Here is a 15,027-nt window from a genome sequence, read left to right on the forward strand (position 1 = left end):
ACAACCCTTTTAACTATTTCCGTGAGTCAAAGTCCTTGAACGCCAACCCCACTCTTGGCCGACAGTCTCAACCGGGAATCGGACCAAGTCCACCCCTCACCCTTCGATCTCAATGGTTTCTGCCGCCCGCGTGGGGCTGGTCCAGTTCTGCTCCAGGAAGCGCCGCAGCACCGTCGCCCTCTCCCGCGCCTCGTCACCAGCGGCTTCCCAGCGGTTCAGGGAGTACGTCTGGCCGTTTCCCCGCGCCATCTCGGCCATGCGCCGGCAAAGCTCGGCACGCTCGTTCAAGGTGCGCATCGCCACTGAAAACGCCTCCTCGATTTTGTCGAGCTGCCCGGCGTCCATATCCGCGACCGCGAAACGGTGGCCGATATGGCACGTGTAGTAAGGAGACGTGTCCAAGGTCGTTTGGCGCAGGGCACCGCCGCAACTTGGACAGGTCAAGGCATCCGGTCGGTTCAGCTGATAATGGCCAGTCACGTCTCGGTGCTCCTGTCGCGGCGATGGATCCCAATGGCTCCCGGCATCCGGCGGGAAGATCTCGGACGGACCCGTCCCCGATAGTTGGACGAGCAGGTCGGACATGGCCTTGGTCGGGAGGCGGTGGTCCGCTCCGGCGTGGAGCAACGCGTTCTGGGGCATGCCGGGATACTTCGCGTCCGACGGTTCCTGTACGACGGCCACGCCACCCTGTTTCCGTATGGCGGCCAAACCGGCGGTCCCATCACCGAGCGTACCGGAAAGGATGATCCCCACGACGCGTGAACCGTGGTTTTCGGCGGCGGTACGGAATAGGGGGTCCACCGACGGACGCGTGCCATTCTCACGTGGTCCGCGCGTCAACCGCATGCAAGCCTTTTCGAGCACGAGGTGATGGTCGGGTGGCGCCACATGAACATGCCCGGTGCGGATCGGCGCGCCGTCGGCCGCCTCGACGACCGGCATGCGGCTGAAGCCGTCCAGGATACGCGCCGCCTCGCTGCGGCGGGCGCCAATGTGCAGGACGAGGAACACGGCGGCGGCGAGATCGGGGGATAGTCCCGTCAGCAGGGTTTTGATCGCGCCAAGCCCACCGGCCGAGGCTCCGACGACGACGATGTTTCGATGGGTCATGACAGACGGTGCCGGTTGTTCATACCCGGCGGAAACAGGCTCAACCGCTATTTGTGACGACAGGGCCGTTGAATTCTGTGAAGATCACCATCGTGAACGTTTCACCCCGCGTGATGGTCGAGGTAAATCTTCATGAACGACGTCGAAAAGCGCGACATCGTCGTGATCGCCGCGTCGGCGGGTGGTGTCAGCGCCCTACAAACCTTGTGCGGCGGGATGTCACCTGATTTCGCTGGCGCCATCTTCGTGGTCCAGCACGTCAGCCCCGGCGCCAAGAGCATGTTGCCGGCCATCCTGGGCCGGGCGGCGGCGCTGCCCGTGGTCCATCCGGCGGAGGGCGACCCGATCCTGCGCGGCCACATCTACGTGGCCCCACCCGACCGTCACCTTCTGGTCAAGCGCGGCCACATGCTGGTCCGGAAAGGGCCCAAGGAGAACAGGACGCGGCCCGCCGCCGATCCGCTGTTCCGCTCGGCCGCCGTCTCGTATGGCCCCCGCGTCGTCGGCCTCGTGCTGACCGGCACCCTGGACGATGGCACCGCTGGGCTGCTCGCGGTGAAGCGGTGTGGCGGAATGGCCGTCGTGCAGGATCCGGACGACGCCGAGTGGTCGGACATGCCACGCCACGCCATGGCGAAGGTGGCGGTGGACCACTGTCTTCCGTTGACGAGCCTCGCGGACCTGCTCACCCGCTTGGCGCTGGAACCCGCCGGTCCCGGCATCCCCGTGCCGTCGGACATCGAATTGGAGGCTCGGATCGCCGAGCAGGAGATGATCGCGATGATCGAAGAGAACCGCCAGAATTCCATGGTCGCCAGTCCCGCCCTGGTCACCTGCCCGGATTGCGGCGGAGCCATGATGGAGGTGGAGGACGGTCCGCTGCTGCGCTTCCGCTGCCACATCGGTCACGCCTTCAGTCCCGCGACCCTCGCCGAGGCCCAGGGCCAGGCGTTCGAACAAGCGCTCGCCATGGCGCTCCGCACCCATAACGAGAGGATCAGATTGTTCGAACGCATGGCCGACAACGCCGCCACCCAAGGCCATCCGAACATCGCCGCCAAATGGACCGCCGCCGCGATCGAGGCGAAAACCCATGTCGACCTGCTGCGCGCCATCCTGACAACCCAATCACCCGCCATGGGCGACATCCCCGCCGCGGATTGAGCCGACCCACCTCACCCCAAGCCATCCCGCTAGGGCCCGCTTGCCTCGGCGACGAGTTGCTGGCGCTCGGTCGTGTCGTGAACCATGACGATCAGGATGGTCGGTTCCTGATCCTTCAGGTGCTGCACGCAGATCTCCGCCGGATAGGGGCCGCGATCCCTGCTTTCCAAGCGTGTTTCAAACACGATCTCATCCTTCTCGCCGCCGATCAGCGGCGAAAGCAGATCGCGGAAGCGCCGCTCCGAAACATCTGGCATCAGATCCGGCAACGTCGTCCGCCTCAACTGGTCCAGCGTGTAGCCAAGCTTCAGCTCCGCCCCCCTGTTGACCATTTCGAACATCAGGCTGTCAGGCGAGAGGATGTAAATCTCGTTGAGGGATTGGCCAACGATGCGACCCAGATAGGAGTTGAAGTCCTCCGCGCGGCGCAGTTCGCTCAAGTCGTCGAACAACAACAGCAATCCGCGCGGATCCTGGTTGCCATAAAGCAGCGGCAGCACCTGGACCCGGCAGGTGATCGACCTGCCGCGGCGGTCGACCGCCTTGAACTCGATCGTCGAGGACGGCGCCTCCAACTTCATGACGCGCCGCATCTCGCCGTTGAGCCGGAACAACGGCAACTCGATGTCGAGATCCGATAGATGCCGGCCGATGGTTTCCTCGCTCCGCAAGCCCCAGACGTTCTCATTCCAACGGTTCCAGGACTGGATCCTCATTTCGTGGTCCAGCACGACGATGCCGTTATCCATGCTGCGGAGGATCGATTCGGCATGGAGCCTGAATTCGGCGGACTCCTCCGACTGACGGCGCATGTCCTCGTTGGTCGTCTCCAACTCCTCGTTGATCGAGCGCAGCTCCTCGTTGGTCGTCTCCAACTCCTCGTTGGTCGACTCAAGCTCCTCGTTGGTCGTCTCCAACTCCTCATTGGTCGACTGAAGCTCCTCGTTGGTCGTCTCCAGCTCCTCGTTGGTCGACTGAAGCTCCTCCACCGTGGTTTCCAACGCTTCCTGGGTCGACTCCAATTCCCGTTGCAGCAAGTGGGCCCGTGTCGTGTCGTTGAATCCCAGCAGCACCGCGAGGAGTTGGCCACCCTCGCCATGGATCGGCAAGACGTCGATCGATAGCCAGACCGGCTCGGCCGGCGGACGATGATAGTTCTGGTTGTCCAAGCGCAGCGGCCGATTGGTCGCCTTGACCTGATCGATTCGGCTGCGCAATTCGGTCGGCCGGTACGACACGGCGAGATCCTGGAACGGCTTGTCGATGTCGGCCGGTCCAATCTCCAGCAGACGCCGCGCCATGGTGTTCGCGAGCATCAGATGACCATCGGGGCTGATCGCGACATAGGCCGTGGCGCTGCCCTCGACGATCGCCTCGAGCAGCCGGTTCTGTCCGAGCGTTCGGACCGGATGGTTCTCCGTCGCCACGCTCAGGCTCCCTCCACGGCTGCGTTGCCACTCCTGGCCGATCTTGCGGAAGATCCGGCTCTTGAGGTTGACCGCGTCGAACAGCTTGGACCTGGCGAGCTGGGTCTCGGCCTTGCCCAGGAACAGGTAGCCGCCGGTGTTCAGCGCGTAGTGCAGTCGCGGCAGGACGATGCCCTGCGTCCGCCCATCCAGGTAGATCAGCAGGTTGCGGCAGATCAGCAGGTCGGCGCGGGAGATCGGCGCGTCATGGACGATGTTGTGCCGTCCAAAGATGATGCACTTGCGAAGTTCGCGATGGAAGACGTAATGGCTGTTGATCCGATCGAAATATTTCTCCAGCAGGGGCGGCGGCACGCTCTCGACATCGCGGGCCGTATATGTCGCCAGCCGCGCGACGCGTAGCGCGTCCTCGTCAAGATCGTTGGCGTAGATCTTGACCGAACGGCAGAAATTCTCGATCCCCAGCACCTCCGCGAACACCATCGCGACGGAATACGGCTCCTGGCCGGACGCGCAGCCGACGCTCCAGACCCGGATCGGGCCACTGTCCTTCTTCTGCTCGACGATCCGGGGCACCACCTCCTCCCGCAGAACGGTCCATGCCTCCGGATCGCGGAAGAAGGAGGTGACGTTGATCAGCACCGTGTTGAGCAGGTTGGCGACCTCCTTGGGATCGCTGTCGACCAGGGCCCGGTAGGTGGTGTAATCCGCGCAGCCGGCCTCCTCCATGCGTTGCCGGATGCGGCGCTGCAGGCTTGTCCGCTTGTATCCGCGGAAATCGAGTTGCCGGATCTCCTGGAGATGGCGGATCAAATCCTCGAGTTCGGGATCGGCGGCCTTGTCGTCAACCATGATTGCCCCAGAGGTATCCAAGAACGGCGATCATAGCCCATGGCTCCCGGACGACCAAACCCACATTGTATCAAGCCATTGACTTGACCAAGCGGGCTCCGTCACAGTCGATCCAGCGAAGACGAAGCCAACGAAAACGAAGAATAAAGATGACAGGGGGGATCATGGCGCGTCAGGCATCGCATGTGCTCGCCATCGACCAGGGCACGACATCGACCCGCGCGATCGTGTTCGACAGCGGCGGCGTGCCGGTCGCCACCGCCCAGCGGGAATTGCGGCAGTTCTATCCCCATGATGGCTGGGTCGAGCACGACCTGGAGGACATCTGGCGCGACACCACCGTGGTCTGCCGGGCGGCGCTGGAACAGGCGGGCCTGGGCGCCGCCGACATCTCGGCGATCGGCATCACCAACCAGCGCGAGACCACGGCGCTGTGGGACCGGGCCACCGGCGAAGGGCTGCACAACGCCATCGTCTGGCAGGACCGGCGCACGGCGGAAACCTGCCGTAAGCTCCACGCCGATGGCGCCGAGCCGCTGGTGGCCGACCGGACCGGCCTGATCATCGACCCCTATTTCTCCGCCACCAAGCTGGGCTGGCTGCTCGACCACGTGCCCCACGCCCGCGAACGGGCCGAGCGGGGCGAGCTTTGCTTCGGCACCATCGACAGCTTCCTTCTGTTCCGGCTGACCGGCGGCGCGGTCCACGCGACGGACTCCAGCAACGCGTCACGCACGCTGCTGTTCGACATCAACACCCAGGATTGGGACGAGGAGTTGCTCCGGCTGTTTGGCATCCCGCGCGCCCTGCTGCCCCGCGTGCTCGACAACAGCGCCGATTTCGGCGTGGCGCAGGCGGAGTTCCTGGGGGCACCCGTGCCGATCACCGGCATGGCGGGCGACCAGCAGGCGGCCACCGTCGGACAGGCCTGCTTCGAGCCGGGCATGATCAAGAGCACCTACGGGACCGGCTGCTTCGCCCTGCTCAACGTCGGCGACAAGCCCGTCCGCTCGACCAACCGGCTGCTGACGACCACGGCCTATCGGCTGGACGGCAAGCCGACCTACGCGGTGGAGGGATCCATCTTCGTGGCGGGCGCCGCGGTGCAATGGCTGCGCGACGGGTTGCGGGTGATCGCGGACGCGGCGGCGTCGGAACGGCACGCCAACGACCTGCCCGACACCCAGGGCGTCTACATGGTCCCGGCCTTCACCGGCCTTGGCGCCCCCCATTGGGACCCGGACGCGCGCGGTGCCCTGATCGGGCTGACGCGCGACACCGGCGTCAGCCATATCGTCCGGGCCGCCCTGGAGGCGGTCTGCTACCAGACCCGCGACCTGATGGAATGCATGGCCGCCGACGGTGGGACCCCACCGAGCGCGCTCCGCGTCGATGGCGGCATGGTCCGCAACGACTGGCTGATGCAGTTCCTGGCCGACATCCTGGGCATCCCGGTCGAGCGGCCGGTCGTGACCGAGACGACCGCGCTGGGTGCCGCCTACCTCGCCGGGCTGCGCACGGGGGTGTACGCCTCCCTCGACAGCGTGTCGCGCGCGTGGCGCCGGGAGAGGCTATTCGAACCCGCCATGGACGAGGCCGACCGCGCCCGCTTGTATGAGGGCTGGCGCCGCGCCGTGCGGCGGGTGAGAAGCGATCTGGCGTAAGGCCTTGATGAAGATTAGAGTGCGTACTAACCGGCGGACGGTAATACAACGTTAACCAAACCGTCACGGCGGAGACATAGCCGGGGGCTAAGCATGGGCCCACCGTACAGTAGGGAGACGAGACAAATGCAGCGCATCCACGCGACGATCGCCGTTTCGGCGTTCGCCCTCCTAGCCATGACGCTGACCACCGCCACGCCCGCGCGGGCGCAGACCGAGATCCAGTGGTGGCATGCCATGTCGGGCGCCAACAACGAGACGGTCGAAAACCTCGCGAAGGAATTCAACGCCACCCAGACCGAGTTCAAGGTCGTCCCGGTTTACAAGGGCACCTATCCCGAGACCCTGAACGCCGGCATCGCCGCCTTCCGCGCCAGACAGCCACCCCACATCATCCAGGTGTTCGACGTCGGCACCGGCGTGATGATGGGTGCCCGCAGCGCCATCAAGCCGGTCGCCGACGTGCTGAAGGAAGCCGGGCAGAACTTCGACAAGTCCAACTATCTCTCCGGCATCGTCTCGTATTACAGCGCCGCCGACGGCACCATGCTGTCGTTCCCGTTCAACAGCTCGTCCCCGATCCTGTACTACAACAAGGCCAGCTTCCGGAAAGCCGGCCTCGACCCCGAGGCGCCGCCCAAGACGTGGCCGGAAACCTTCGAGGCCGCCAAGAAGATCAAGGCGTCGGGCCAATCCTGCGGCATGACCACCACGTGGCCGACCTGGATCCACCTGGAGAACTTCTCCGCCTGGAACAACCTGCCCTACGCGACCGGCGAGAACGGGCTGACCACCCTGACGCCCGAGCTGAAGATCAACAGCCCGCTCAACATCCGCCACTTCCAGACCTTGGCGGAACTGCAGAAGGACGGCACCTTCCAGTACGGCGGCCGTACCTCCGAGGCCAAGTCCAAGTTCCTCAGCGGCGAATGCGCCATGATGCCGGAATCGTCCGGCGGCATCGGTGACATGGTCAAGGCCGGCATGGATTTCGGCACCGGCAACCTGCCCTATTACCCGGAGGCGACCGGCGCGCCGCAGAACACCATCCCCGGCGGAGCGTCGCTGTGGGTCTTCGCCGGCAAGCCCGCCGCCGACTACAAGGGCGTCGCCCAGTTCTTCACCTTCCTGTCGACGACCGAGGTGCAGTCGCGCCTGCATCAGGTTTCCGGCTACCTGCCGGCGACCATGGCCGCCTATGAGGCGACCAAGAAGTCCGGCTTCTACGAGAAGAACCCCGGCCGCGAGATCCCGATCCAGCAGATGATGGGCAAGGCACCGACCGAGAACTCCAAGGGCGTCCGCCTCGTCAACATGCCCCAGGTGCGCGACATCCAGAACGAGGAGATCGAGGCCCTGCTGAATGGCAAGCAGGACGCCAAGACCGCCCTGGACAACGCCGTCCGCCGCTCCAACGCGGCGATCCTGGAAGCCGCCAAAGCCTACCAGTAACAAAAGCCAAGCCACCGGCACACACCGGCCCCTCCCCACCCGCGGGAGGGGCCGCGTTCCCCTTTTGACGGACCCCCCCACCGGACCCCCATGTCAAGACGCGTCGTCTTTCCCAACCGGGTGCTGCCGTACCTGCTGCTGGCTCCGCAGGTCGCCATCACCCTGGTCTTCTTCTTCTGGCCCGCCTTCCAGGCGGTGCGCCAGTCGCTCTACCGCGACGACCCGTTCGGCTTCAGCAGCCGCTTCGTGGGGCTGGCCAATTTCGAGCTGGTGCTGTCCGACCCCAACTACATCAACTCGCTGAAGGTCACCGTCATCTTCAGCCTGTCGGTCGCCGTCCTGGCCCTGGTCGCGGCCCTGCTGCTGGCGGTGATGGCCGACCGCGTGGTGCGGGGGAAGCGCATCTACCAGACGCTGCTGATCTGGCCCTACGCCGTGGCGCCGGCCATCGCCGGCATGCTCTGGCTGTTCCTGTTCAGCCCGGCGATGGGCACGCTGGCGGTGATGCTGCGCGATACCGGCTATGACTGGAACCCGCTGCTGAACGGCGATCAGGCCATGGCGATGGTCGTTGGCGCCGCCGCCTGGAAGCAGATCAGCTACAACTTCCTGTTCTTCCTGGCCGGCTTGCAGGCGATCCCGAAGTCGCTGATCGAGGCCGCCGCGATCGACGGCGCTGGCCCCGCCAAGCGATTCTGGACCATCGTGTTCCCGCTGCTGTCGCCGACCTCGTTCTTCCTGCTGGTGGTCAACACCGTCTACGCCTTCTTCGACACCTTCGGCATCATCCACGCCGTCACCGGCGGCGGGCCGGCGCGGGCGACCGAGACGCTGGTCTACAAGGTCTACAACGACGGCTTCGTCAACCTGAACCTGGGCGCCTCCTCGGCCCAGTCGGTGATCCTGATGGCGATCGTCATCACCCTGACCGTCATCCAGTTCAAATATGTCGAGCGCAGGGTCCACTACGCATGATCGAAAAGCGTCCCATCGGCGCCCTGCTCGCCCATTTCATCCTGATCATCGGCATCCTGATCGTCGCCTTCCCGATCTACTACACCTTCGTCGCCTCCACCCTGACCAGCCCCGAGATCATGGCGCCGCCCATGCCGCTGCTGCCGGGCGGGCACTTCCTGGAGAACTACGGCGGGGCGTTTGGCGGGATCGGCACGATCGGCGGCGTCGGCGTCGGCCGGCTGCTGCTCAACACCACCATCGTCGCGCTTACCATCGCGATCGGCAAGATCATCATCTCGATCCTGTCGGCCTACGCGATCGTGTTCTTCAGCTTTCCCGGCCGGATGCTGTTCTTCTGGATGATCTTCATCACCCTGATGCTGCCGGTCGAGGTCCGCATCCTGCCGACATACCAGGTGATCGTCGACCTGGGGCTGATCGACACCTATACCGGGCTGACGCTGCCGCTGATCGCGTCGGCGACCGCCACGTTCCTGTTCCGGCAGTTCTTCATGACCATACCGGACGAGCTGATCGAGGCGGCGCGGATCGACGGCGCCGGACCGGTCCGGTTCTTCAAGGATATCCTGCTGCCGCTGTCCTACACCAACATCGCGGCGCTGTTCGTCATCCTGTTCATCTATGGCTGGACCCAATACCTGTGGCCCCTGCTGATCACCAACGACAACAACATGAACACGATCATCATCGGCCTCCGGAAGATGATCTCGTTCGTGGACGCGGACACGCAATGGAACCTGGTCATGGCGATCACGATCCTCGCGATGGTTCCGCCGATCGCCGTCGTGGTGCTGATGCAGCGCTGGTTCGTCAAGGGTCTGGTCGATTCGGAGAAGTGAGTTTCCATGGCTGAAGTCGGTATCCGCGGCGTGCGGAAGACCTACGCGGGCGGTTTCGAGGCGATCAAGGGGATCGACTGCGCCGTCGGCGACGGCGAGTTCCTGGTCATGCTGGGGCCGTCCGGGTGCGGCAAGTCCACCCTGCTGCGCATGGTCGCCGGGCTGGAGACGATCAGCGCCGGCGAGGTCTCGATCGGCGGGCGGGTCGTCAACGATCTGGAGCCCAAGGACCGCGATATCGCGATGGTGTTCCAGAACTACGCGCTCTACCCGCACATGACCGTCTACGACAACATGGCCTATGGGTTGAAGATCCGGGGCATGTCCAAGGCCGACATCGAGAGCCGCGTCCACAAGGCGTCGGATATCCTGGAACTCCGCCCCTTCCTGGACCGCAGGCCGCGCCAGCTGTCGGGCGGCCAGCGTCAGCGCGTCGCGATGGGCCGCGCCATCGTGCGGGAGCCCAAGGTCTTCCTGTTCGACGAGCCGCTGTCGAACCTGGACGCCAAGCTGCGCACCCAGATGCGGGTGGAGATCAACAGGCTCCAGGACCGCCTGGGCATCACCAGCCTCTATGTCACCCACGACCAAGTGGAGGCGATGACCCTGGCCGACCGCATGATGGTGATGAACGGTGGCGTCGCCGAGCAGATCGGGACGCCGATGGAGGTCTACCATCGCCCGGCCAGCACCTTCGTCGCGGGCTTCATCGGGTCGCCCGCGATGAACTTCCTGCCCGCCCGCCTGACGGCGTCGGGCGTCGAGCTGAACGGCGGCCACGCCGTTCCCCTGCCCGCCGGCAGCGGCGGCGCGTCGGCCGCCCGCGAGATCACGCTGGGCATTCGACCGGAGCACCTGACGCTGGAGAGCGGCCAGGGCATCGGGGATATCGCCGTCAAGGTGGAGTTGATCGAGGCGCTGGGGGCGGACACCGTTGTCCACGCCCGCCTGACGTCAAGCGGCGATCCGCTGCTAGCCCGTCTTCCCGGCAGTGCCCGCGTCAGCAACGGCGACACGCTGCACTTCGCCATCACGCCGGGGGAGGTTCACCTGTTCGACCGCCAGACCGGCCGGAGGCTGTGAGCCTCCGGCCGATGCGTCGGTAGTTCGTTGGCTAGCTCCGCCGAGGCGGAGACTCACTCCGCCGCGGCGGTCCGCTGGACCGGCTGGGGGAAGCGCCCCGAGGTGTCGTGGGTCAGCATGAAGTCGCGGACCTTCGGCAGGATCTGCTCGCGCCACCGGCGTCCGTTGAAGATGCCATAGTGTCCGACGCCGTTCTGAAGATGGTCGGCGCGCTTCTCGGCCGGCAGGCTGGACACGATCTGGTGCGCGGCGCGGGTCTGGCCGGGTGCCGAGATGTCGTCCAGCTCACCTTCCACCGTCATCATGGCGGTGTGGGTGATCGCGGACGGAACGACCCGCTGGCCCTTCCACTCCATGGTGCCGCGCGGCAGCGCGTGCTTCTGGAACACGTTCTCCACCGTCTGGAGGTAGAATTCCGCCGGCAGGTCCATGACGGAGAGGTATTCGTCGTAGAACTTGCGGTGCTGGACCGCGCTGTCGCCGTCGCCCTTGACCAGATGCGAGAACAGCTTGACGTGCTCGCCGACGTGGCGGTCCAGGTTCATCGACATGAAGCCGGTCAGCTGGATGAACCCCGGATAGACCTGACGCAGGCCGCCCGGATGATAGACCGGCACGGTCTGGATCACGTTCCGCTCGAACCAGCTGAGCGGCTTGTCCTCGGCCAGCTTGGTCACGACGGTCGGAGCGGCCGTGGTGTCGATCGGGCCGCCCATCAGGATCATGCTGGCGGGCTGGTTGGGATCGTCGTTCTGCGCCATCAGCGAGACCGCGCACAGGACCGGGACCGTCGGCTGACAGACCGCCATCACGTGGGTGTGCGGACCCAGATGGGTCATGAACTCGATCAGGTAGCTGATGTAGTCGTCCACGTCGAACTTGCCGCGCGACAGCGGGATCTTGCGCGCGTCCAGCCAGTCCGTGATGTAGACGTCGTGCTCGGGCAGCAGCGCCTGGACCGTACCGCGCAACAGCGTGGCGTGGTGGCCGGACATGGGCGCCACGACCAGGACGGTCGGATGGACCTTGTCTGTGTCGCGCTCGAAATGGATCAAGTCGCAGAACGGCTTCCGGATAACCGGAACCTCGCGGACAGCCACCTCGGCTCCATCCACCTTGGTCGTGGGAAGGCCGAATTCCGGCTTGCCGAAACGGCGCGTCGTTCGCTCGAACAGCTCGGCACCGGCCGCGATGGATCGGCCCATGCGGGTGTACGAGGCGGGCATGAACGGGTTCTGGAATGCGGTCTGCGTGGCTTCCGCCATCAGTCGCACAGGATACCAGGCCGCGTGCTGGAGATCATAGAGCTGGTAGAGCAAGATTCCCCTCACATTCACCGTTTTTGGACGACGCCGCGGCGCTTTTTCAGCTGCGCTGCGAAACTGCGGCTTAGTGCCGCTTACACTTGCGAACAGCTTGATGTAGCAATTGTTTCACGTTGGTAAATAGTGGACTAAGGAACTATCCGTGTCGGCACCGCACACCCAACAGGCGGCGGGGAAGGAAAGTTGCGCGTCAGGATAACGCGGCGCAACAAAAAAGTTTGGCATTTGATCGGTCTTAATGCCGCATGGTCACATCGTTGCCACATACCTTATCACCAAAGGGTATGTGGTACTGTCAAGCGGTTCACGGAATCGCCGATCCTTGTCGCGCGCGGGGGATAATCCAGTCGGGATCGACGGGTTTGGAAATCAGGCGACCATGCGCCAAGCCATGTAGCCAAGCACGCCCGCGTTGGCGGCCATGATCACGGGAGCCACGCGGGCCACCACGTCCCGGAAGCCGCGTCCCGCGACATGCCCGGCCAAGCCAACGGCCAGCAGGCTGGGCATGGTTCCCGCCGCGAACGCCGCCATGCCGAAGGCGCCGGAGGCCGCGGACCCGCTGGCCGCCGCGACCGCGACCGCGCCATAGAGAAGCCCGCACGGGATGAACCCCAGCGCCACCCCCAGGCCATAGCCACGCCAGCCGACCGGCCGTCCGAACAGCGGACGGGCCAGCCGGCTGACACCGTCGGCCCACCAATGGCTGAACCCACCCCGCTCCCCGCCGACGGACGTTGGCGCGCGTCCCATGAGCCCGTTGACCGCCTGCCCCAGGAAGAACAGCGCCGCGAAGATCAGCAGGGCCACCCCGACCCAGCGCAATCCAGGCAGCGAGCCAACGCCGCCGGTCAGCATGGCTGCCATCCCGCCGATGGCGGCATAGGTGGTGGCGCGTCCGACATGGTATGGCAGCACCGCGGCGCCGCTCAGGCGGTGGAGCTCGGTCATGCGGCTGGCGGGAACGCCTTCCAACCGCGTCGCGACTTGGGCCAGCACGAACGGACCGCACATGCCGGCGCAATGCGACCAGCCCCCCACCAGCCCCGCCATGAACAGCGAGACGAACAACCCGCCATCGCGGGCGAAATCCACCCCGCATTGGCGCAGGCCGGCGTCGATCAGGGTGACTACGGTATGCTGGTCCATGGCCGCATGATGCGGTGCCGCCCTCACGGGCGACAATGACCTAAGTCAAAGGCGTCTTCATCGGGAGGAGCCGGCGGAAGATCGCCACCAGGACCGCTCCGGTCAGGAACCCCCCGAGATGGGCCCACCAAGCCACGGTGTTGTCGGGTCCTCCCGTCACCGCCTCCATGATCTGGATGCCGAGCCAGCCGCCGAGCGCCACGTACACCGGCACCGGCAGGCGGAAGCGTACGCCGCCCGGCAACGGTATGCTGAGCGGCGAGCGCGGATGCAGCACCACGGCGGCGGCCAGGACGCCCGAGATGGCGCCGCTCGCCCCCACCACCGGCTCCAGCGATCCGGGATCGGACAGGATCTGGCCGGCGGCTCCCCCCAGCCCGCACAGCAGGTAGAACAGGGTGAAGCGGAGATGCCCGATCGCCGTCTCGACGCTGTCGCCGAACAGCCACAGGAACAGCATGTTGCCGATCAGATGCCACGAGTCGGCGTGCAGGAACATGGCGGAGAACAGGCTGAAGACACCGCCGAAGGTGGGAATGCCGGCCGGTAGCGGCCGGTCCCCCATGACCACGCCCGGGATCATCGCGAACCCCAGCACGAAGTTCCAGGCCGCCGGTTCGGACAAGGCTCCCTGCGCCGCGAACAGGACGACACACAAGGTGACGATCGCGACCGTCGCGTAGGGAGCGGGCGCCGCGGGCGGTGGAACGCTGGTCACGCCAACTCCCCATCATCCTCATCCAGATCGAGCGCCTCGCGGCCCAGCGCGGTCAGCCGCCATCCCGCGCCATCGTCCTCTATCAGCTTGGCGCGGCCGGTCTCACGCACGGTCGCGCGGACGCGGTGCAGCGGCACTCCGGTCTCGCCAGCCAAGTCCTCCGGCACGGCGAAGGCCGCCCCCCTGCGCGCCATGGCTCCCAGCACACGGCGCGCGACCTCGGTCAGGGTGCCGTCCGGATTGATGCAGGCCATCGGCGCGGACGCCCGGTCAACCCTTCCGCTCCGCGGCCGATACAGCATTCGGTACGGTGGTCTCGCAATACCACCAGTCGACGCAGTCATAGCCCAGCGACTTCCGCGCCTCCGCGTCCTCGACCGTGCGTGGCGGCGGCACGATCACCTTGTCGCCGGGGTTCCAATTGGCGGGGGTCGCGACCTTGTGCCGGTCCGTCGTCTGGAGCGCGTCGACCAGCCGGACCACCTCGTCGGTGTTGCGCCCCGTCGTCAGCGGGTAATAGATCATGGCGCGCAGGATGCCCTTGTCGTCGATGACGAACAGGCAGCGGCTGGTCTCGGTCGAGCTTTCGTCCGGATTGATCATGCCATAGAGGGACGCCACCTCCCGGTTGCCATCGGCGATCACCGGAAACGGGATTTCGACGCCGAACTTGTCGCGGATCGCGTTGACCCAGGCCAGATGGCTGTAAATGCTGTCGATCGACAGCCCCAGCAGTTCGGTGTTCCGCTGTTTCAGCACCGGCGCCAGCTTGGCGAACGCCACGAACTCGGTCGTGCAGACGGGCGTGAAGTCGGCCGGATGCGAGAACAGCACGACCCAGGTCCCGCGATAATCCTCCAGCGCCAGCCGTCCATGGGTGGTCTCGGCCTCGAAGGCCGGCGCCAAGGCGTTCAGCCGGGGCAGGATGCTCTGGATGCGCGCCGGCTGGATGGGATGGTCGCTGGGTGAGTTGTATTCCACGATGTTCCTCCGCGAGGCTCTGGTCGGACGGGAGAATGGGGGCGCCCGTTCCTATCGGAGCCCACTCTTACCGGAGATGGGCGCAGGAAGGTATGACGATATGGAACAGCCCGGACGGGATTGGTTCCCCGGACCTCCAGTCAGGTCGGGAACTTGGGAGCCGGCCACAGATAATAGACGGCGGCGGCGATGATCGCGATCTTGACGATCAGCGCCACGGTCACCTTGAGCACCACCGCGCGCAAAGGAAGCGAGGGATTCGACATGGCGGCATCATCGCGG

Annotated in this window: 14 protein-coding genes; 6 read left to right on the forward strand and 8 right to left on the reverse strand. The window is 65.5% G+C overall.

Translation table 11 applies throughout. The annotated features are described in order from the left end of the window. Window positions 1–96: 96 nt before the first annotated feature. Window positions 97–1,113 (reverse strand): chemotaxis protein CheB, encoded by a 1,017-nt coding sequence (locus N825_RS08265; protein ID WP_037449658.1) that lies wholly within the window; start codon window positions 1,111–1,113, stop codon window positions 97–99. Between the two features lie 132 nt (window positions 1,114–1,245). Between N825_RS08265 and N825_RS08270 the strand changes: the two genes are divergently transcribed. Then, window positions 1,246–2,277, forward strand: a complete 1,032-nt coding sequence (locus tag N825_RS08270) for a chemotaxis protein CheB (RefSeq protein ID WP_037449661.1) — start codon at window positions 1,246–1,248, stop codon at window positions 2,275–2,277. A gap of 29 nt (window positions 2,278–2,306) precedes the next feature. On the opposite strand, the gene N825_RS08275 is transcribed toward N825_RS08270, so the two are convergent. Further along, a complete protein-coding gene (locus tag N825_RS08275; protein WP_037449664.1) occupies window positions 2,307–4,556 on the reverse strand; it encodes a CheR family methyltransferase in 2,250 nt (749 codons plus the stop codon). Window positions 4,557–4,705: 149 nt separating this feature from the next. Here N825_RS08275 and glpK point away from each other — a divergent pair, with 149 nt between their 5' ends. From glpK to N825_RS08300, 5 genes are all read left to right on the forward strand, one after another. After that, window positions 4,706–6,220, forward strand: a complete 1,515-nt coding sequence (gene glpK / locus N825_RS08280; protein WP_425423721.1) for a glycerol kinase GlpK — start codon at window positions 4,706–4,708, stop codon at window positions 6,218–6,220. A gap of 126 nt (window positions 6,221–6,346) precedes the next feature. Further along, on the forward strand, window positions 6,347–7,672 hold the full coding sequence (gene ugpB / locus N825_RS08285) for a sn-glycerol-3-phosphate ABC transporter substrate-binding protein UgpB (RefSeq protein WP_037449670.1): 1,326 nt from the start codon (window positions 6,347–6,349) through the stop codon (window positions 7,670–7,672). A gap of 90 nt (window positions 7,673–7,762) precedes the next feature. After that, the gene (ugpA, locus tag N825_RS08290) at window positions 7,763–8,647 is read left to right on the forward strand and encodes a sn-glycerol-3-phosphate ABC transporter permease UgpA (RefSeq protein WP_037449673.1); all 885 of its coding nucleotides are present in this window, start codon (window positions 7,763–7,765) and stop codon (window positions 8,645–8,647) included. After that, entirely contained in the window at window positions 8,644–9,489 is an 846-nt protein-coding gene (gene ugpE, locus N825_RS08295; protein WP_037449675.1) for a sn-glycerol-3-phosphate ABC transporter permease UgpE, read from the forward strand. The genes ugpA and ugpE overlap by 4 nt, the downstream gene beginning before the upstream one ends. Window positions 9,490–9,495: 6 nt before the next feature. Next, on the forward strand, window positions 9,496–10,572 hold the full coding sequence (locus N825_RS08300; RefSeq protein ID WP_037449677.1) for a sn-glycerol-3-phosphate import ATP-binding protein UgpC: 1,077 nt from the start codon (window positions 9,496–9,498) through the stop codon (window positions 10,570–10,572). 53 nt (window positions 10,573–10,625) lie between these two features. Here N825_RS08300 and N825_RS08305 read toward each other — a convergent pair whose 3' ends face one another. The 6 genes from N825_RS08305 to N825_RS40755 all read right to left on the reverse strand — a co-directional run bounded on the left by N825_RS08305 (window position 10,626) and on the right by N825_RS40755 (window position 15,011). Next, window positions 10,626–11,891, reverse strand: coding sequence for a polyhydroxyalkanoate depolymerase (locus tag N825_RS08305; RefSeq protein ID WP_037449679.1), 1,266 nt, complete (start codon window positions 11,889–11,891; stop codon window positions 10,626–10,628). A gap of 375 nt (window positions 11,892–12,266) precedes the next feature. Further along, window positions 12,267–13,046: a sulfite exporter TauE/SafE family protein gene (locus N825_RS08310; protein WP_037449681.1), complete on the reverse strand. Its 780-nt coding sequence runs from the start codon at window positions 13,044–13,046 to the stop codon at window positions 12,267–12,269. A 40-nt stretch (window positions 13,047–13,086) separates the two neighbouring features. Further along, on the reverse strand, window positions 13,087–13,764 hold the full coding sequence (locus N825_RS08315) for a rhomboid family intramembrane serine protease (protein WP_037449683.1): 678 nt from the start codon (window positions 13,762–13,764) through the stop codon (window positions 13,087–13,089). After that, window positions 13,761–14,018 carry a hypothetical protein gene (locus N825_RS08320; RefSeq protein WP_037449686.1) on the reverse strand — a complete coding sequence of 86 codons (258 nt, stop codon included), beginning with the start codon at window positions 14,016–14,018 and terminating at the stop codon, window positions 13,761–13,763. Before N825_RS08320 ends, N825_RS08315 begins: the two co-directional genes overlap by 4 nt. A gap of 16 nt (window positions 14,019–14,034) precedes the next feature. Further along, window positions 14,035–14,745 carry a peroxiredoxin gene (locus tag N825_RS08325; protein WP_245613053.1) on the reverse strand — a complete coding sequence of 237 codons (711 nt, stop codon included), beginning with the start codon at window positions 14,743–14,745 and terminating at the stop codon, window positions 14,035–14,037. Window positions 14,746–14,885: 140 nt separating this feature from the next. Further along, the gene (locus N825_RS40755) at window positions 14,886–15,011 is read right to left on the reverse strand and encodes a hypothetical protein (RefSeq protein ID WP_281174356.1); all 126 of its coding nucleotides are present in this window, start codon (window positions 15,009–15,011) and stop codon (window positions 14,886–14,888) included. Window positions 15,012–15,027 lie beyond the last annotated feature (16 nt).

The sequence above is a fragment of the Skermanella stibiiresistens SB22 genome (assembly GCF_000576635.1).
Lineage (GTDB): Bacteria > Pseudomonadota > Alphaproteobacteria > Azospirillales > Azospirillaceae > Skermanella > Skermanella stibiiresistens.